Source organism: Terriglobales bacterium (genome assembly GCA_035561515.1).
Classification (GTDB): domain Bacteria; phylum Acidobacteriota; class Terriglobia; order Terriglobales; family Acidobacteriaceae; genus DATMXP01.
In genome coordinates this window covers 59,021-76,034 of sequence record DATMXP010000047.1, presented here as the reverse complement: position 1 = coordinate 76,034, position 17,014 = coordinate 59,021, and the positions used below count along the sequence as shown (strand labels likewise).

Genomic DNA, 17,014 nt, shown 5'->3' with positions numbered 1-17,014 from the left:
TAGCGGATGGCTAGCGGTAGCCCTGCGTATCGAGGCTGGCCGAAGTGCGCGGGCGACTTTCGGTGCTCGCCTGATGTTGGGCAAGCGGCTTCAGTTGGAAGTCGCTGTGCGTGATATCCACGATGGTGCGTCCGATGATGCGTGCCTGTGCCACCGAATGAATCCGGGAGACCAGGTTAAAGTCGCCGACCTGGGAATAGTCCTGGACGAAGTCGATCTTCTTCACGAAGAACGACGGTGACTTCACAACGCGGCCTTCGGCGCGAAGCAGGCGTCCGGTGTAGACGTCGAGATAAACCTTTCCCTTGAACAAGCCAATACGCTTCTTGCGAGGCTTGATCTGGAAGGCGTGGACGGATTGACCGTCGATGACGTCTTCCCCCTTATAGCTGAACTTGTAATTGGCGGACGTGATCGCCGTGTCGGAGTTATCGCCCTTTTGGACGTGGTCGACTTCCGACTGGAGCAGGCGGGCGATGACGTTGGTCTTTACGAAATTGTCGCCGACGAAATCGATGGTCTTGAAGGCCAGTGACTTTGGCGCCGAGAACATGCGCTTCAGCCGGAAGCGGCCTTTCTGGGCGCTCTGCGGAAGCTCGGCCTCGATGGTGGTTTCGTCCGTGTAGTCGCCGAGTTCCCTCGCCTGACGCAAGCTGTTCTGCTCATAGGTATCGAGGGCGAGTTCCCACGACATGCGGGCGCGAGGGATGGGAAGGTTAAGCTGCGGTATCGACGAGGCGGACGTATTTCCGTCAGCCAATAGCACTGGCGAAGCGTCGTTAGCAACGAGCTGTGCAGAACCTAATGCTATGAAGGCAGCCAATATAAAGGAGATTGGCTTATAAACGTTCATGAACTAACAAGAATCCAATCATTATGGCAAAGCATGGCTAGTGTCACAAGTTACTACTGACATTCTGATGGCCGCCGCTGTTGAAAGTTTCAATAGTTGTTTTCCACAAAATGCTTCGCCGGGACGAAATGCTTGATTGCGCCACGGTTGGATTCACGATTAGGATTCGACCCAATGTCCCACCCAAAGGTCGCCCCCGAGACTATGTCTGAAACACCGTCGCATTCTCCTGAAATCGAAGTATTTGCCGTGCATGGCGCTGACCCGGAAGTGCTGGCGTATGCCATGGCAAAGTATTCACGCTCGGCGCTCTCGATGAAGGAGTCGCTTAAGGAACTGAACGAGCAAAAAGCGGAAAAATTCCTTAATACTTTCTACTTCCAATATGGCCATCGGTCGATCGCCGACCTCGCTCACGTCGCCATGGCGATCGAGAAGCTCTCGCTGTTGGCAGCCATTGCGCTCGTCGATGAGCAGCGCTGGGACGGGCAGGAGCGCTCGACGCGCTATCAGGACTACAAGAAAGCCAGCTATTACGTTCCAAATTTCGGCGAAGACCTGGATGCCCTGCACCAGTATCGTGCGGAGATCGACGCCCTATTCGCGGCGTATGAGTTGGTGTCGGAAGACGTGTTCCGCTATCTCTGTTCGATTACGCCGCGTCCGGAGGACATGAAGCAGGAAGCGTACGACCGGACTTTGCGGGCAAGGGCTTTTGACGTGTCGCGTTACCTGCTGCCGTTGGCGACGAATACGTCACTCGGCCAGATCGTGAATGCGCGCACGCTGGAGAACCAGGTGTCGCGGCTGCTGTCGGATGAGCATCAGGAGATCCGGCATCTGGGCGACCTGCTGAAGAACGCCGCGAAGGGCCCGGCGTGGAATGTAAATGATGCACGGGTACGGTCGTTGATTGAGGGCGCCAAGGACCAGGAGTTCGCCGACAAGGCGCGCGGGGTCTTGCTGCGGGATGTGAGGGTGTCGCCGACCCTGGTGAAGTATGCCGAACCGAATTCATACCAGATGGAAACGCGGCAAGCACTACGGCAGGCGGCAGCGGAGTTGATGAAGAATGCGGCGATCGAGAAGGCGCCGCTCGTGGATCTGCTGGAAGATGAGCCGCTCGAAATCGAACTGGCAACCACGCTGCTTTATGAGCACTGTCATTATTCTTACCGGCAGCTTCGGACGACCGTGGAGTCGTTGAGCGCGGCCAGGCGTGACGAGATCGTGGCGCTGGGAACGGCGCATCGCGGACGCCATGACGAACTGCTTCGAGCGTTCTGCGTGGGACAGAAGTTCCGGTTCGACATCCTTCAGGACATTGGCGGGTTCCGCGACATGCACAGGCACCGCCGCTGCACGCAGATCGGACAGGGCTTCACGACCGCACACGGATACGACACTCCGGAAGAGGTGATTGCGGCGGGCGCGCAGAGAACCTACGACGATGCGATGCAGCGTGCGGCCGCGGCTTCGCGCAAGTACGCAGGAACGGAACCGGCGGAGTACGTGATTCCGCTGGCGTATCGAAAGCGCACGCTCTTCAAGATGGACTTCGCCGAAGTGGTTTATATCTCGGAGCTGAGAACGAAGCCGGAAGGCCATATCTCTTATCGCCGGGTGTCTTACGCGATGTATGAGGCGGTCGCAAAACGCTATCCGGCGCTGGCCGGAATGTTCCGGGTGAAAGACATCAGCGAGCCGGTGGACCTGCTCAAACGGTAAAATACGGGTTGGCCCAAAATGTCCGGTCATTGGCCGGAATGTGGCTCGTTCCGAGTGAGCCAGGAACCTATCCTGCTGTCCGTAGGATGACAGGAGGAATTACCGATGCTGAACTCAAACCAGGTCCCGATCGAACAATCTGCTTTGCTTGTCATTGATGTGCAGGACTCGTTCAAGGTCCTTCCCCGTTGGCCCCGCCGCAACAATCCCGGCTTCGAAAAGAACGTCACGAAGATGATCGACCTCTATCGCGAAGCCGGTTTGCCGGTCATTTATTTCCTGCACTGGGACGATGATCCGGGTTTTGAGCGCGACAACCCTAACAAGAAACTGATGGACTTCATCAAGAATCGTCCCGAGGAGCCGATTATCGAGAAGGGCACGCGTAATGCCTTCACGAGCACCGACCTGAGTTCGCTGTTGCTGAAGCTAGGTGTGCGACGGCTGGCGATCATCGGCATCCAGACAGAGCAGTGCTGCGAGACGACGGCACGCGTGGCGGGCGATCTGGGCTATGCGGTGGATTTCGTGACCGAAGCGACGTTGACTTTCCCGATTGCCAACCTCGACAACCCGGCGGAAGAACTCGGTACGGATGAAGTCGTGGAGCGCACCGAATACGCGCTGCGTGGCCGCTTCGCTACCATCAAGACGGTCGCACAACTGGAGAAGGAACTGAAGGGAGTTCAACGGTTCGCCCACGCCGGATAATCTTCGCGCTCTTTCCCGGATGCGAGATCCTCGACATCGCGGGCCCGCTGCAGGCATTCCATGAAGCGAATGCCTGTGGCGCGTCTTACGAGATTCTGTCGTGCGGGACCAGTGAATCGGTGCCGACCGCACAGGGCTTGGCGATGAGCGGACTACTCCCACTGCCTGAGCCAAGACCCGACGATTACGTCCTGGTGCCCGGTTACGTGCTGCGCGACACAAAAGCTCCTTCCTCGCTCACCCGCTGGATTCGCACGGCGTTCGACGCCGGCGCGCAAGTCTGCTCGGTCTGCACGGGCACTTTCGTGCTGGGACAGGCCGGGCTGCTCGACGGTCGCGAATGCACCACCCACTGGAAACGGGTTCGCGAGTTGCAGGAACGATATCCGCAAGCGCACGTGCTCTCAGACCGCCTGTTCGTTACGAGTGGCAACATTACGTCGAGCGCAGGGATCGCCTCCGGCATCGACATGACCTTGGCGCTTATTGAACAGCACTATGGCCCGCTGGTGACTTCGCGGGTGGCGCGCGAGATGGTCGTCTACATGCGCCGCGACGGACATCAGAAGCAGGAGAGCGTATTCCTTGATTACCGCACGCACCTGAACTCCGGGGTCCATGATGTGCAGGACTGGATCTCAGCGAATGCCGCGAAGAAGGCTTCCCTGGTTCAACTTGCACGCATGGCGCGAATGAGTTCTCGTAACCTGACGCGCGTATTCCGCGAAGCTACCGGACTTTCCATCGCGGAGTTTCGAACCAAGGTGCGACTGGAACTGGCGCGAACGATGATGAACGACCCGCGTTTGAATCTCGAAGCCATTGCGGAGCGCTGCGGGTTCGACAGCGACCGCCACCTGCGGCGCGTGTGGAAGCAGCACTTCGGGGTCTCACCGTCGCGGCAACGCGCGAAAACCCTGCGCGCCTGACACAACCCGGTCGTTTACACTATTCGCGCATGGCACAACGTCTCGGACTCATCGCCGGCAATGGACGCTTTCCTTTTCTCGTGCTGAACGCAGCGAAAGCACGAGGGATGGAAGTGGTGGTGGCGGCCATTAAGGAAGAGACGTTTCCGGAGATTGAACGCGAAGGCGCTGCGGCGGTGCATTGGATGTCGCTGGGCGAACTCTCGAAGCTCATCGATACGTTCAAGCGGGAAGGCGTTTCGCAAGCCGTGATGGCCGGCCAGGTCAAGCACAAGCAGATCTTCTCAAGTATTCGTCCGGACTGGCGACTGGCGAAGCTGCTGCTCTCGCTCGGAACGCGAAACACGGATTCGCTGATCGGCGCCGTGGCAAAGGTGCTGGCCGATGAAGGGATCACGCTGATGAGTTCGACGGCGCTGCTGGAACCTCTCCTCGCAAAAACGGGTGTACTGACGAAGCGTTCGCCCAATGAGCAGGAACTCAAGGACATCGAGTACGGCCGAGATGTTGCACGGCACGTGGCGCAGTTCGATCTCGGACAAACGGTGGTCGTTGCCGGAGCGGCATGCGTTGCAGTCGAGGCCATGGAAGGCACTGACGAATGCATCGAACGATCGGGCAAGTTAATGGCGTCGCTTAAGCATGAAGGCGATCCTTCAACTCTGGCGCGCGACCTTGTGGTGGTAAAGGTGGCGAAGCCGAACCAGGATATGCGGTTCGACGTTCCTGTCGTCGGCGTTAAGACGATCGAGATGATGCATGCTGCCGGAGCGACATGTCTGGCACTGGATGCGGGTCGCTGTTTGTTAATAGATGGTGAAAAAGTAATCGAAAGTGCCAACACCCACGGCGTAGCAATCCTCGCGAGCTAGTTTCTCCGCAATCGAGAAACCGCGTTTTTGCTGGCTTTTCCGCGTCGATGCAGCAACTTCCTGCAGGAACATACATAATTCGGATTACCAGCATTCTGATTTCCTATTTCCCCTGAACTCCAAAATTGCCTAGCTTGAATGCAGCAAGTGTTCCCTGCCGCACACTCGCTATTCAGTCCATGACGATCTGCTGTTGGCGCACCCGATTCGGAGCGCCTTTGAGACTTCCACTCCTGCCGGACTCACCAGTCATTCAATGACGAATGACTCGAGTTCCCCGGAAGGAGAGCGAAGGGCAAGATCGCCGGTTCGAATCTGTTCCGACGATCACAACATGTCTGATTGGAGGACAGGATGACACTCGCGAAGAAACTGACGTTAGCACTGCTGTTGATGATTGCCAGCGGCCTTGCCGTGGCAGAAGAGAAATCGGTGACATTCAAGCTGAACCGCGACACCTACTTCGGCAACTCGCTTTTGACTTCGGGCGAATACCGTCTGAGAGTTCTGTCGAGCGTCTCGAACGTAACCGCGATTACGAATCTGGACGGAAGCCGAACGGTGATGGTGGTTCCGACCACTCGCGGATACGAAAGCTGCGAACACTCGAAGGTCACGGTCTCCTCGTCAAACACCGGATGGAGCCTGGATTCCGTCTGCTTTTCAGGTTCGGAAACAACACTGTACTTTCCGAAGGTGAAAAACCACCAAGTTGCCAGTGCATCTGCGGTAACGCAGACCAAGGGTGACTAAATGCAGCCTCGGGCGGAGTAACCCTCCGCCCTCTTTTTCAATGAGCTTATGAGCGCAAATAACAACATTCTCGATTCCGGACCGGAACTGAATTTCCTGCATGCGGTAAGCACAAGGATCGCAGCCGCCGATCCGATCCATGAAGTCCTCGATCAAATTGTCGAATTCATCTCCGAACTGGTGCAGTGTGATTCCTGCTTCGTGTACGTGAAGGAAGGCGAGTCGCTGGTTCTGCGGGCATCGAAAAACGCGCATCCGGCGGTGGTGAATACGTTCAAGCTGCGTATTGGCGAAGGAATCACCGGTTGGGTGGCGGAACGCGCCGAAGCCGTGGTGCTGAGCGAACGGGCGTTTGCCGATCCGCGATATTACTTCGTGAACGAATTGCCGGAAGACCGATTCGAAGCGTTTCTATCCATGCCGATTCTTTCCCGCGGGCGCGTGGTGGGCGTCGTCAACGTGCAGCATCGGGACCGCTACGATTTTCAGGCGCGTGAGGTGAAGATTATTTCGACCGTAGGCCACCTGGTAGGAGCGGCGATTGAGGTGGCGCGACTGGAAGAAGAGGTATTAAGCCTGACCACGAAGCTGGAGACGCGCAAGGTGCTCGATCGCGCCAAAGGAATATTGCAGCGAGATCTGGGAATTGCCGAAGACGAAGCGTATTCGATGATCCAGAAGCAGGCTCGCCAGCGACGAAAGACAATGGCGGAGATCAGCAAGGCGATCCTGCTGTCCGATGAACTGCGCAAAACGAAGTAGCTACTTAATGATGCCGCGCTCGCTTTTGGAGACGAAGTCCACCAGGTACTGAACGTCTTCCGAAAGCTCTTCCGACTTGATCTTCTCGACGGCCTGCGATGTGTTCAGGCGCGACTTCAGCAGCGTGCGATAAGCCTGCTGAAGTTTGCTGATGCGCTCCTCGCTGAATCCGCGGCGCTGCAATCCGATTTTGTTGATGCCGAATGCCTGCACGTCGCGCTTCGAACTGGTGAGCGAGAACGGGAGCACGTCCTGGGTGACGATTGTGCCTCCGCCAATGTAGGCATGGGCTCCGATACGAACGAACTGATGGACGGCGTTCAAGGCTCCAACCACGGCCCAGTCTCCGACTTCAACATGACCAGCAAGCGTAGCGGCATTCACCAGCATCGCGTGGTCGCCGATGATGCAGTCGTGTCCGATATGCGAGTAGGCCATGATCAGCGTGTAGCTGCCGATCCGGGTGAGAGCTCCGCCCTTCATCGTCCCGCGATTTATGGTGACGAATTCGCGGATGACGTTGCTGTCGCCGATCTCAAGACGGGTGGGCTCGCCTTTGTAGCTGATGTCCTGCGGCTCGCCGCCGATCGCACAGAACGGGAAGAAGCGGTTGTTGCTGCCGATCTTCGTTGGCCCGTGGATGGATACATGCGACACGAGTTCGCAGTTGTCGCCGAGTTCAACGTTGGGGCCAATCGTGCAGTAAGGGCCGATCTTGCAGGAAGCCGGAACCTTCGCGGATGGATCAACGGTCGCAGTCGGGTGAGTGGACATGTTATTCCTGCGCCTCGCCACCAGTTTCAGCTTTGCCGCGAGGGACGAGCCGGCAGGTGATGACAGCTTCCGCCGCGAGCTTGTCACCAACGTAGACTTTGCCTTCCATGCGGACGGCGATCGTGCGCCAGGCAAGGACCTCAACGACGATCCGCAACTGGTCGCCGGGCGTGACAGGTTTCCGGAAGCGAGCTTTCTCGATTCCGGCGAAGACCATCAGCATGTTGTCACGGTCGGGGACTTCCGTAAGCAGCAGGGCGCCGCCGGCCTGCGCCATGGCCTCGACCATCAGGACGCCGGGCATGATGGGGAATCCCGGAAAGTGTCCCTGGAAGAACGGTTCATTGATGGTGACATTCTTAATAGCGACAATGCGCTGCTTGGGCTGGATTTCAACGACGCGGTCGATCAACAGAAACGGATAGCGATGCGGGAGGATCTGCTGAATCTGGTTGATGTCCAACACGTTCTGGCTGGCCGCGGTGCTCTCTGGCACGCTCTGTACGGAATCACTCATAAAGTCTCATTCAATCGGGCGTAATGCTTGTGGGTTTACAGCAACATGTGTAAACGCGCATTATAACGAATTCGCATGAGTTCCCAACCTTCAGAAGATGCACGCATTGCAGCTTCGCCGCTTGTAGCATGGCTCCAACAGCGGGAGCGCGAGATTGTCGGCACGATTCGAGAAATGGTGAAGCGCGAATCGCCGAGTTCCGACAAACAGGCGGTGGACGCACTGGGTGCATGGCTGGCGGAAAGGTTTCGCGCCGCCGGAGCAACGGTCACCATGCATCCGGCAGTGAAATACGGCGACCACCTGCAGGCCGACTTCCCGGGCGAAGGCGAAAGAGTTCTGCTGCTCGGGCACTTCGACACGGTTTGGGATGTCGGGACGCTGAAGACCATGCCTTGGCGCGAAGAAAAGGGACGGCTGTGGGGTCCGGGCGTGCTCGACATGAAGACCGGAATCGCGCAGATGCTCTTTGCCGTGGAGGCGCTGCGAGCTGTGCGAGGGCACTTGCCGCGCCCCGTCACGGTGTTGCTGGTAACGGATGAAGAGGTGGGGAGCGGGTCGTCGCGCCGGATCACCGAGCGCGTGGCGAAAGACTGCGCGGCAGTGCTGGTGCTGGAGCCGTCGTTCGGATTGCATGGCGCGCTGAAGACCGCCCGCAAGGGCGTGGGGGCGTTCATCGTCACCGTAATCGGCGTCGCTTCGCATGCGGGACTCGATTTCGAGAAAGGCGCGAGCGCCATTCTGGAGCTGTCTCGACAATTGCTGAAAGTGGCGGAGTTCCCCGATGTGGAGCAAGGGATCACGGTGAATCCGGGTGTGATTCGCGGAGGCACGCGGAATAATGTGATTGCCGCAGAGGCGTCGGCGAACATCGATGTGCGGATCACGAAACTCGCGCAGGCGTCTGAGATCGAGAAGAAGATCCGTGGATTGATCGCCGTGGACCGGCGCTGCAAGATCATGGTGGAAGGTGGGCTGAATCGTCCGCCGTTGGAGCGCACGGAGGCAGTTGCGCGGCTGTTTGGGATTGCGAAGAAAGCCGGGGCGGAACTGGGCCTAAGTTTGGATGAGGCCGCTGTCGGTGGCGGGTCGGACGGAAACTTCACCGCGGCGCTGGAGATACCGACGCTCGACGGACTGGGCGCTCCGGGCGAAGGCGCGCATGCAGTAAACGAATCGGTGCTGGTGGAGCAGATCGTTCCCAGAACGGCGTTGCTGGCGCGGCTGATAGAAGAGGTTTGACGATGCTCGACTTCTCAAAATTCGCATGCCTCACCTTCGACTGCTACGGGACACTCATCGATTGGGAGAGCGGCATCCTGGCGGCACTGAAGCCTCTGCTGGCGAATCATCATCGAGAGATGGGCGACGAGAAGCTGTTGGAACTCTACGGCACCATGGAGTCGCAAATTCAGGCAGGCGACTACATGACGTATCGTCACGTGCTGCAAAGAGTGGCGCAGAAGTTGGGTGCGCGGCTTTCGTTTCCGCTGTACGAAGGTGAGATCGACACTCTGCCGAACTCGATGAAAAGCTGGCCGTCGTTTCCAGACACCGTGGAGGCGCTAAAGCGGCTGAAGTCGCGATACAAGTTGGCGATTGTCTCGAACACCGATGACGACCTTTTTGCCGAGACCGCGAAGACACTGCAGGTGCCGTTCGATTTCGTCATCACCGCAGAACAGGTGCGGAGCTATAAGCCGTCGCATAACAACTTCGAGCGGGCGTTGGAGCGTATCGGCTTGCCGAAGGAGAAGGTGCTCCACTGCGCGCAGAGCATTTATCACGACATCGTTCCGGCGAAGGCTCTGGGCTTTTCGACCGTCTGGGTGAACCGGAGGGCCGGCAAGGCGGGCGGAGGTGCGACGCGCCCGGCGCAGGAAACGCCCGATCTGACCGTGACCAGCCTGAAGGAACTCGCTGATGCTGCAGGGGTTTAGGCGTTCCGGCGGGAATCCAAACCAAGGTTTATAATTCAACGTTTCAATACTGCTTTATACGGGAGACCAGCATGGCACAAACGATGGCGGCCGTCCCCGCTCTCAAAGATACATTCGGACAAGTGAAGACGCGGATGGAAAAGGCGGTGGAGGACTTCCGCAAAGAGATGGCGTCGGTGCGCACCGGACGGGCATCGGTCCATATGCTCGACGGAGTCCAGGTGGACTATTACGGCACCATGACGCCGCTCAACCAGTTGGCGAACGTGAGCGCTCCGGAGCCGCAGATGATCACCGTCCAGCCCTGGGATGTTTCGCAGCTCTCGGCGATCGAGAAGGCGATCCGGGCCGGCGATCTGGGCCTGAACCCGATGAACGACGGCAAGTTGATCCGCGTTCCTGTTCCGGCGCTGACGGAAGAGCGCCGCAAGGACATGGTGAAGCACCTGCACAAAGTGCTCGAAGAGCACCGGACGGCGATCCGCAATGTCCGCCGCGACGGTAACGACCTGATCAAGAAGGCAATGAAGGACAAGAAGATCACCGAAGACGAAGAGCGTCGTGCGCTCGATGAGTTGCAGAAGCTCACGGATGACGAGATCAAGAGAATGGAAGAGATGAGCAAGACGAAAGAGAAGGAAGTGATGAGCGTCTAGCTCAAGGATGGAATTCGAATGGCCCCGGCAACATAACCGGGGCTTTTTCTTTTGGGCGGGGTTATTGCCTGACGGGGAGACTGGGGCCGAGTTTCGTTTTGGGATTGCGGAAGAGTAACCAAGGCGTGATCGGGGCCCGGCTAATCGTGGCACAATGTGTGCGCCCAATTGCCTGACCGGCGGTTTCATTGGAATGGAGGGCGCATGAGGCTTGTTCGAGTCCTTCTTGTGTTGAGCCTTTGGTTGGCCTTCAACGCCCTGCCGATTCTGTCCGCGCAGGAGCCGGTGGCGACCTTCTCCAGCCGCACGGAACTAGTGCTGGTCCCGGTGGTTGTACATGATGGCAACGGAGGACATGTTCCGGGTTTGACGGCAAACCAGTTCGAACTGCTGGACAACAACAAGAGCCGCTCGTTGAAAGTCTTCGAAGAGGTGAAGCCCGAAGTCTCGACTACTAATGCGCTCCGCAATGACCGTGAATTCGGGAATTATGTTCTGGACCAGAAGAGCGCCAGACGAGTGACAATCATCGTTCTCGACGTGCTGAACACGCCGAGGCTTGAGCAATTGCGTGCGCGCAATGCGGTGATTCGGTACCTCAAAGATCATGTGAGCAACACAGAGCCCACTTCTCTGATGGTGCTCTCGAGAAATGGATTGCGGCAGATCCACGGATTCTCGACAAACATGGAGGTGCTGGCGAGATCCGTCAAACAGGCGAAAAGTGAGTTGAGCAACGCCGATGTTGGACCGTTTGCCCAGTCGGAGAGCCTGGGTGAAACTGGCGGATTATTCAGCGAAGTGCAGGCGCTGGACCAAATTGTTGCCGACAAGGTGAATAAGGGATACGAATCACTCAAGCAAAGAGAGTCGATCAACATCACTTCAGCGGCATTTGAGGTGATTGCACGCGCTTACACCGGTGTGCCGGGGCGGAAGGCCCTGCTGTGGGTCACGGGCGGATTTGAGCTGCCGTTGTCGCGCTCGCCGATTAGGGCAGACACAATGGTTTCATACGAGAACTTCGAGTACGAAGACCGGACTCGGCTTGAACAAGCGTGGCGTGGGCTGGCTTCCGCCAATATCTCCGTATATCCCATCGACATCATTGGCATGGCAAACGACCCGGCGATCAAGTTCACGTCCATGGGCCTGGTGATGAGCAAAAACGATCCGCGAACGGAAGGGGGAAGCAAGTCGGAGGACGTAGTTTTCGACCCGAGGAAGTATCACCAGGACACATACCGCGCATTCGCGACGGCTACCGGTGGCAGTGAGTGCATCAACCAGAACGACATCGCGAACTGCATGCAGCATGCGGTGGACGACTCGGAGAACTACTATCTACTCGGTTTCTATCTTCCGAAAGAAGACCGCAACACGGGGATGCGCAAACTCTCAGTCAAGGTCAGTGTTCCCAAGGTGGACCTGCGGTACCGAAAAAACTACGACAGCAGCGGAGATTTTCAAGGAGGCAAAAAGCAGGAACTGGCGAAAGTCTACTCATCGCCTCTCGATTACACGGACCTCAACGTGGACGTTAAGCTCGGGGACACGGTTGCGAAAGGCAGCAAGCGGGTACTTCCGGTAGTCATCAGCCTGCCGCCGTCATCGTTTTCGGTGGACTACAACCAGGCAAACCTCAGTGCGATGGAATTTTCCGCCGCAGCGTTCGACTCCAAGGGCAAAGCCGTGGCGACTCTTTTGCAGAATGTGCGCGGAAATCTGAAGCCGGAAACCGCAGCTCTACTTCAGAAGTCGGGATTCCAGCACAAACTGCAACTGGAACTGCCTCCCGGCACCTACGAGTTGAAGTGCGTTGCCCGGGACACTGTCACGGGCAAGATTGGCAGCGTCACGACGCAGATCCAGGTTAACTGATTTCGGCAAACTGCCGGCTCAGGGCTTCACGGTCACCATCACCAATCCGTGCGATGGGACGCTGGCCGCGAATTTCCCGCTGAAGCTGCCGAGGTCCTTGTGCTGCCACAGATCGCGGACCGTTGCGTTGAGGTGTGCCGGATAGCCGAGATCTTCCCAGCGAGCCGTAACCTCCCGAGTCTCCTTGCCGCGGTTGAACAGGATGACCGCTCGGCTGCCGTCAGCGAGCGGACGGGCCCAGATCTCGAGGTCGCCTTCTTTCGCTACGCGCCGCCCCTGCCTTCCCAGGCGGTCCTGGTCGACTGCGATCACTTCTTTGTTCGTCAGGATCTCGCGGATCTCCGGCGTCATCGTCCGGATGTCGTTGCCCGCCATGAGCGGCGCGGCCAGCATCGCCCAGAGGCTGAAGTGCGAACGGTACTCCGTGGGCGTCATGCCACCGTTGCCCACCTCCAGCATGTCCGGGTCATTCCAGTGACCTGGGCCGGCGTAAGTTTCCAAGCCGTTCTGTAGGTCGAGAATGTCGAGCACACCGTAGCTGCAGCAACTTCCGTCGGACCACTTCTGTTTGCCTTCCCAGCGATCCTGAATGTCTCCCGTGGTACGCCAGAGATTCCCGACTTTCCCGGCCCAGAGCCACGGCTTCGAGGTACCCCACTCGCAGATGCTGAAGACGATGGGACGCCCTGCGGCATCGAGGGCGGATCGCATCAGGGCGTACGATGACGGCGCGTCCTGCGTGCTGGTGCTGCACCAGTCGAACTTGAGATAGTCCACGCCCCATGCGGCGTACTGGCGGGCGTCCTGGAATTCGTAGCCACGGCTGCCGGGGCGCTTCTGGCAAGTGAGGGTGCCTGCGTCGGAGTAAATGCCGAACTTCAAACCCTTCGAATGGATGTAGTCGGCGACAGCCTTGATTCCCTGCGGAAAGTGTTTGGGATCGGCCTGAATGTTTCCGTTCGCGTCTCGTGAGACCTGCCAACAGTCGTCGATCACAACATACTCATACCCGGCGTCTTTCATGCCCGAGGAGACGATTGCATCGGCCATCTCCTTGATCAGATCGGCACTGACGTTGCAGCCGAACTTGTTCCAACTGTTCCAGCCCATGGGCGGGGTAAGGGCGACACCCTGGCCGGTTGGAGCAGGTTGGGCAAAAGCGCAGAAGGAAGAAACAACCAGGAGAATTATGGCAGTGAGCTTCATGCGGGCAGAATCATAGCTCAAAGTGCAGGAGAAGGCGTGCGATTCGATCATCATGCTGGACGCGCTAACGCTGGTTATATAGGGGCAGGGCCCGTTTCAGGTGCGGTGGACCGCCCTGATCACCGCGAGTTTCGCCCACCCGGAGCGAAATTGACTCCGGGCAGCAATGCTCGGCATCATTTACAATAGAAGATTAGCCAACATCCTCGGAAACCGCCTGTAGAGCGGGTTTCATGCATACACAGTAAGGAAACGAATGTTTGAAGTCAGCGTAGAAGATACTTTCGCCGCCGGGCACGCACTTCGCGGATATCGCGGGAAGTGCGAGAACCCGCACGGTCATAACTACAAGGTCCAGATCACCCTTCATGGCGAGAGGCTCGACAACATCGGGCTGCTCTTCGATTTCAAAGACCTGAAAACGGCCATGAATGAAGTGATCGACCGGCTCGACCACAAGTTCATCAATGATATTGCGCCATTCACCGAGCTAAATCCGTCGGCCGAAAATATGGCCAAGTACTTCTACGACGAGATGAACGTGCTGCTGCAAGACCGAACCAGCGGACGTGTCCGCGTGAAGCAGGTCAAGATGTGGGAGACGGACACAACGGCAGCCACCTACTTCGAGTAGATGAGAATGAGAATCGGGGAAAGTGTAATCGGGGAATCTAAAAAATGTGAACTTCCAAAAATGAGGATGATCACGGGCTTCTAGCGAGGCGATTACACGATTACCTTTTATCCGATTGTCCGATTCACAATGCTTAGCATCATCGAAATTTACCGATCCATCCAGGGTGAGAGCAGTTTTGCCGGCATGCCGTGTACGTTCGTGCGGCTCGCTGGGTGCAATCTGCGATGCTCCTGGTGCGACAGCGAGTACACCTTCTCCGGCGGTAAGAAGATGGATGGAGCGGAAATCATTGCCGAAGTGCAGAAGCTGTCGACGAGCGGATTGGTTGAGATCACCGGCGGTGAGCCGATGTTGCAGGAACGCGAACTGGTGCCGCTGATGCAGCAACTTCTCGATCTTGGATACCAGATTCTGATCGAAACCAGCGGCGAGCGTCCCCTCGTGAACGTTCCGAAGCAGGTACACAAAATCGTCGACGTGAAGTGCCCCGACTCCGGCGCAGGCGATACCTTCCGCATAGAGAACCTCTCGGCCCTGACCCGAAATGACGAGGTGAAGTTCGTGGTTTCGAGCCTGCGCGATTATGAGTTCGCGCGCGATTTCACGCGCCAACATGACCTTGAAACCAAAACCGGTGGAGTGATCTTTTCCCCCGCTTTCGAAAAGGGCGCAACCGGCCTGCGGGACACTTCGCACTGCCTCATCGAGCCTAGTGAACTGGCGGAGTGGATCGTTCGAGATGGGCTAAACGTCAGGCTCGGGCTGCAAATTCACAAGTTCATCTGGGATCCGGCGACGAAAGGCGTATGACCAAGTCCAATCAACGCGCAGTGGTTCTGCTCAGTGGCGGCATGGATTCCTGTGTATGCGCCGCGATTGCCGCGCGCGATTACCGCGCCGCCGCACTGCACGTTGACTACGGCCAGCGTACCGAAGCACGCGAGCGACGCTCCTTTGAGGGCATATGCGACCGGTTGGGGATTAAGGATCGCCTCATCGTACGTAACCCGGTGTTCGCCGCAATCGGCGGATCGGCCCTGACGGACACCAATATTTCAGTCCCGGACGCCCCTGCCTCCTTTCATGGCAGCGCTCCGGACCAGCGCGGGGTGGAGATTCCGGTCACTTATGTTCCGTTCCGGAATGCTCATTTTCTGGCTGCGGCCGTGAGCTGGGCAGAGGTGCTGGGAGCGGAAAAGATACTGATTGGGGCCGTCGAGCAGGATAGCTCCGGGTATCCGGACTGCCGGCCGGAGTTTTACCGCGCCTACAACCAGGCGATACAAACTGGAACCAAAGATGGGCGCATCGAAGTACTTACACCGTTGATTGGGCTTCGGAAGGCCGAGATTGTGACACTTGGCCTTGAATTGGGCGCTCCGTTGGATTTAACGTGGTCATGCTATAGCTGCGAAGACCGCGCCTGTGGCGTCTGTGAAAGCTGTGTGTTAAGGCTCCAGGCGTTTGCAGCGGCGGGAGCGAAGGACCCGATTCCCTATGCGGAACGCGCAGCGAATGGAAATATTACGCACTCGTAATGTCTGAAACACGCAACTTGCGTGTGAAATTTTGGTTTTAATCGGCAGGAAGCCGGGAGGCTTTTCAATGAAGAAACTCAGTATCTTGGTAGTAGCGGCATTTTTACTCGCGCTGCTGGTACCTGCTGCATTCGCACAGGGGGGCAGCGTTAAGGGATTCGTGAAGGGCAGCGACGGAAAGCCCCTTCCCGGCGCAGTCGTGGAGATGTCCAGCAAAGAGACCGGCCGTAATTACAAGCTAACGGCAGACAAGAACGGCAACATCTTCTCGCTCGGCATTCAGCCCGGCAAATACGACATCAAAGTCACCCATAACGGCCAGGTTATCTACACCGCCGGCAACTTCCTGGTTCGCTTTGAAGAGGCCCGCCTGGAAATCGACATCCAGAAGGAACTGGCGGCTCAAGGCCAGCCGCAGATGAGCGAGGAGCAGAAGAAGGCCATCGAAGCGCAGGAAAAAGAGAACGTGAAGATTCGCGGCCTGAACGAGAAACTGGCCGCGGCGAAGGCTGCCCAGGATGCCGGTAACTTCGACCAGGCGGTGGCGATCCTGACGGAAGCGACGCAGCAGGACGCGACCCGCGACCTGATCTGGTTCAAGCTGGCTGACGCGCAGCGTCTGGCGGCCGGCAAGAAGACCGATCCGACAGAAAAGAAGACCGCCTACGGAACCGCAGTCGAGAGCTACAAGAAAGCAATCGAACTGGCGTCGGCTGGAAATCCGAAACCTGACATCGTCGGCGGCGCTTACAACAACCTCGGCGAAGCCTATGCGAAGTCCGGACAGACAGACGAAGCCATCAAGGCATACGAGCAGGCCGCGCAGGCTGATCCGACTCACGCAGGCACCTATTACTTCAATGAAGGCGCCGTCCTGACGAACACTAACAAGTTCAAGGAAGCGAATGCGGCGTTCGATAAGGCGCTGCAGGCTGATCCGAAGCGCGCTGCCGCCTGGTACTGGAAGGGTGCTAACGGTATCAACATGGCTACCTTGGGCAAGGACGGAAAGATGATTCCGGCCGCAGGTACCGAGGAAGCGTTCAACAAGTACCTGGAACTCGAACCCGAAGGACAGATGGCAGAGCAGGCCAAGGCCATGCTGACCGCGCTGGGAGCGAAAGTCGAAACCAGCTTCGGTAAAAGTAAGGCTGCCGGCAAGAAAAAGTAGTTCGCCCGAAAGCAAAGCCCCCGGATGCGTCCGGGGGTTTTCTTTTGCCGTCATGCGAGGGGCGACGCAGGTTATAGAATCCTGCT

General features: G+C 57.7%; 18 protein-coding genes. 14 read left to right on the top strand and 4 right to left on the bottom strand.

All coding sequences use genetic code 11. The features are described from left to right. Positions 1-10: 10 nt before the first annotated feature. Positions 11-853, bottom strand: a complete 843-nt coding sequence (locus tag VN577_21485) for a hypothetical protein (protein ID HWR17418.1) — start codon at positions 851-853, stop codon at positions 11-13. A gap of 174 nt (positions 854-1,027) precedes the next feature. Between VN577_21485 and VN577_21480 the strand changes: the two genes are divergently transcribed. The 6 genes from VN577_21480 to VN577_21455 all read left to right on the top strand — a co-directional run bounded on the left by VN577_21480 (position 1,028) and on the right by VN577_21455 (position 6,608). Next, positions 1,028-2,581: an FAD-dependent thymidylate synthase gene (locus VN577_21480; GenBank protein HWR17417.1), complete on the top strand. Its 1,554-nt coding sequence runs from the start codon at positions 1,028-1,030 to the stop codon at positions 2,579-2,581. A gap of 105 nt (positions 2,582-2,686) precedes the next feature. Beyond that, positions 2,687-3,292 carry an isochorismatase family protein gene (locus VN577_21475; GenBank protein HWR17416.1) on the top strand — a complete coding sequence of 202 codons (606 nt, stop codon included), beginning with the start codon at positions 2,687-2,689 and terminating at the stop codon, positions 3,290-3,292. Continuing rightward, positions 3,199-4,221 carry a GlxA family transcriptional regulator gene (locus VN577_21470; protein HWR17415.1) on the top strand — a complete coding sequence of 341 codons (1,023 nt, stop codon included), beginning with the start codon at positions 3,199-3,201 and terminating at the stop codon, positions 4,219-4,221. The genes VN577_21475 and VN577_21470 overlap by 94 nt, the downstream gene beginning before the upstream one ends. Positions 4,222-4,250: 29 nt before the next feature. Continuing rightward, positions 4,251-5,093, top strand: coding sequence for a UDP-2,3-diacylglucosamine diphosphatase LpxI (gene lpxI / locus VN577_21465; GenBank protein HWR17414.1), 843 nt, complete (start codon positions 4,251-4,253; stop codon positions 5,091-5,093). 354 nt (positions 5,094-5,447) lie between these two features. Next, positions 5,448-5,846, top strand: a complete 399-nt coding sequence (locus tag VN577_21460; protein ID HWR17413.1) for a hypothetical protein — start codon at positions 5,448-5,450, stop codon at positions 5,844-5,846. Between the two features lie 48 nt (positions 5,847-5,894). Beyond that, the gene (locus VN577_21455; protein ID HWR17412.1) at positions 5,895-6,608 is read left to right on the top strand and encodes a GAF domain-containing protein; all 714 of its coding nucleotides are present in this window, start codon (positions 5,895-5,897) and stop codon (positions 6,606-6,608) included. On the opposite strand, the gene lpxA is transcribed toward VN577_21455, so the two are convergent. Together lpxA and fabZ are read right to left on the bottom strand one after the other, a co-directional pair. Continuing rightward, on the bottom strand, positions 6,609-7,382 hold the full coding sequence (lpxA, locus tag VN577_21450) for an acyl-ACP--UDP-N-acetylglucosamine O-acyltransferase (protein ID HWR17411.1): 774 nt from the start codon (positions 7,380-7,382) through the stop codon (positions 6,609-6,611). A gap of 1 nt (position 7,383) precedes the next feature. Beyond that, positions 7,384-7,899 carry a 3-hydroxyacyl-ACP dehydratase FabZ gene (gene fabZ, locus VN577_21445; protein HWR17410.1) on the bottom strand — a complete coding sequence of 172 codons (516 nt, stop codon included), beginning with the start codon at positions 7,897-7,899 and terminating at the stop codon, positions 7,384-7,386. Positions 7,900-7,974: 75 nt separating this feature from the next. Here fabZ and VN577_21440 point away from each other — a divergent pair, with 75 nt between their 5' ends. From VN577_21440 to VN577_21425, 4 genes are all read left to right on the top strand, one after another. Continuing rightward, entirely contained in the window at positions 7,975-9,141 is a 1,167-nt protein-coding gene (locus tag VN577_21440) for a M20 family metallopeptidase (protein ID HWR17409.1), read from the top strand. A gap of 2 nt (positions 9,142-9,143) precedes the next feature. Continuing rightward, entirely contained in the window at positions 9,144-9,839 is a 696-nt protein-coding gene (locus VN577_21435) for a haloacid dehalogenase type II (protein ID HWR17408.1), read from the top strand. A gap of 71 nt (positions 9,840-9,910) precedes the next feature. Further along, complete coding sequence (frr, locus tag VN577_21430) at positions 9,911-10,495, top strand: ribosome recycling factor (protein HWR17407.1); 585 nt, start codon at positions 9,911-9,913, stop codon at positions 10,493-10,495. Between the two features lie 204 nt (positions 10,496-10,699). Then, entirely contained in the window at positions 10,700-12,376 is a 1,677-nt protein-coding gene (locus VN577_21425; protein ID HWR17406.1) for a VWA domain-containing protein, read from the top strand. An 18-nt stretch (positions 12,377-12,394) separates the two neighbouring features. On the opposite strand, the gene VN577_21420 is transcribed toward VN577_21425, so the two are convergent. After that, complete coding sequence (locus VN577_21420) at positions 12,395-13,582, bottom strand: glycoside hydrolase family 27 protein (protein ID HWR17405.1); 1,188 nt, start codon at positions 13,580-13,582, stop codon at positions 12,395-12,397. A 256-nt stretch (positions 13,583-13,838) separates the two neighbouring features. Here VN577_21420 and queD point away from each other — a divergent pair, with 256 nt between their 5' ends. From queD to VN577_21400, 4 genes are all read left to right on the top strand, one after another. Beyond that, positions 13,839-14,216, top strand: coding sequence for a 6-carboxytetrahydropterin synthase QueD (queD, locus tag VN577_21415; GenBank protein ID HWR17404.1), 378 nt, complete (start codon positions 13,839-13,841; stop codon positions 14,214-14,216). Between the two features lie 129 nt (positions 14,217-14,345). Then, positions 14,346-15,029 (top strand): radical SAM protein, encoded by a 684-nt coding sequence (locus tag VN577_21410; GenBank protein HWR17403.1) that lies wholly within the window; start codon positions 14,346-14,348, stop codon positions 15,027-15,029. Further along, positions 15,026-15,757 (top strand): 7-cyano-7-deazaguanine synthase QueC, encoded by a 732-nt coding sequence (gene queC / locus VN577_21405; GenBank protein ID HWR17402.1) that lies wholly within the window; start codon positions 15,026-15,028, stop codon positions 15,755-15,757. Before VN577_21410 ends, queC begins: the two co-directional genes overlap by 4 nt. Positions 15,758-15,824: 67 nt before the next feature. Beyond that, positions 15,825-16,928, top strand: coding sequence for a tetratricopeptide repeat protein (locus tag VN577_21400; GenBank protein ID HWR17401.1), 1,104 nt, complete (start codon positions 15,825-15,827; stop codon positions 16,926-16,928). Positions 16,929-17,014: the final 86 nt, after the last annotated feature.

Excerpts from the sequence above, each read along its gene's own strand:
- VN577_21485 (HWR17418.1), bottom strand. The coding sequence starts at position 853 with ATGAACGTTTATAAGCCAATCTCCTTTATATTGGCTGCCTTCATAGCA.
- VN577_21480 (HWR17417.1), top strand. The coding sequence starts at position 1,028 with ATGTCCCACCCAAAGGTCGCCCCCGAGACTATGTCTGAAACACCGTCG.
- VN577_21475 (HWR17416.1), top strand. The coding sequence starts at position 2,687 with ATGCTGAACTCAAACCAGGTCCCGATCGAACAATCTGCTTTGCTTGTC.
- lpxI (HWR17414.1), top strand. The coding sequence starts at position 4,251 with ATGGCACAACGTCTCGGACTCATCGCCGGCAATGGACGCTTTCCTTTT.
- VN577_21460 (HWR17413.1), top strand. The coding sequence starts at position 5,448 with ATGACACTCGCGAAGAAACTGACGTTAGCACTGCTGTTGATGATTGCC.
- VN577_21455 (HWR17412.1), top strand. The coding sequence starts at position 5,895 with ATGAGCGCAAATAACAACATTCTCGATTCCGGACCGGAACTGAATTTC.
- lpxA (HWR17411.1), bottom strand. The coding sequence starts at position 7,382 with ATGTCCACTCACCCGACTGCGACCGTTGATCCATCCGCGAAGGTTCCG.
- fabZ (HWR17410.1), bottom strand. The coding sequence starts at position 7,899 with ATGAGTGATTCCGTACAGAGCGTGCCAGAGAGCACCGCGGCCAGCCAG.
- VN577_21440 (HWR17409.1), top strand. The coding sequence starts at position 7,975 with ATGAGTTCCCAACCTTCAGAAGATGCACGCATTGCAGCTTCGCCGCTT.
- VN577_21435 (HWR17408.1), top strand. The coding sequence starts at position 9,144 with ATGCTCGACTTCTCAAAATTCGCATGCCTCACCTTCGACTGCTACGGG.
- frr (HWR17407.1), top strand. The coding sequence starts at position 9,911 with ATGGCACAAACGATGGCGGCCGTCCCCGCTCTCAAAGATACATTCGGA.
- VN577_21425 (HWR17406.1), top strand. The coding sequence starts at position 10,700 with ATGAGGCTTGTTCGAGTCCTTCTTGTGTTGAGCCTTTGGTTGGCCTTC.
- VN577_21420 (HWR17405.1), bottom strand. The coding sequence starts at position 13,582 with ATGAAGCTCACTGCCATAATTCTCCTGGTTGTTTCTTCCTTCTGCGCT.
- queD (HWR17404.1), top strand. The coding sequence starts at position 13,839 with ATGTTTGAAGTCAGCGTAGAAGATACTTTCGCCGCCGGGCACGCACTT.
- VN577_21410 (HWR17403.1), top strand. The coding sequence starts at position 14,346 with ATGCTTAGCATCATCGAAATTTACCGATCCATCCAGGGTGAGAGCAGT.
- queC (HWR17402.1), top strand. The coding sequence starts at position 15,026 with ATGACCAAGTCCAATCAACGCGCAGTGGTTCTGCTCAGTGGCGGCATG.
- VN577_21400 (HWR17401.1), top strand. The coding sequence starts at position 15,825 with ATGAAGAAACTCAGTATCTTGGTAGTAGCGGCATTTTTACTCGCGCTG.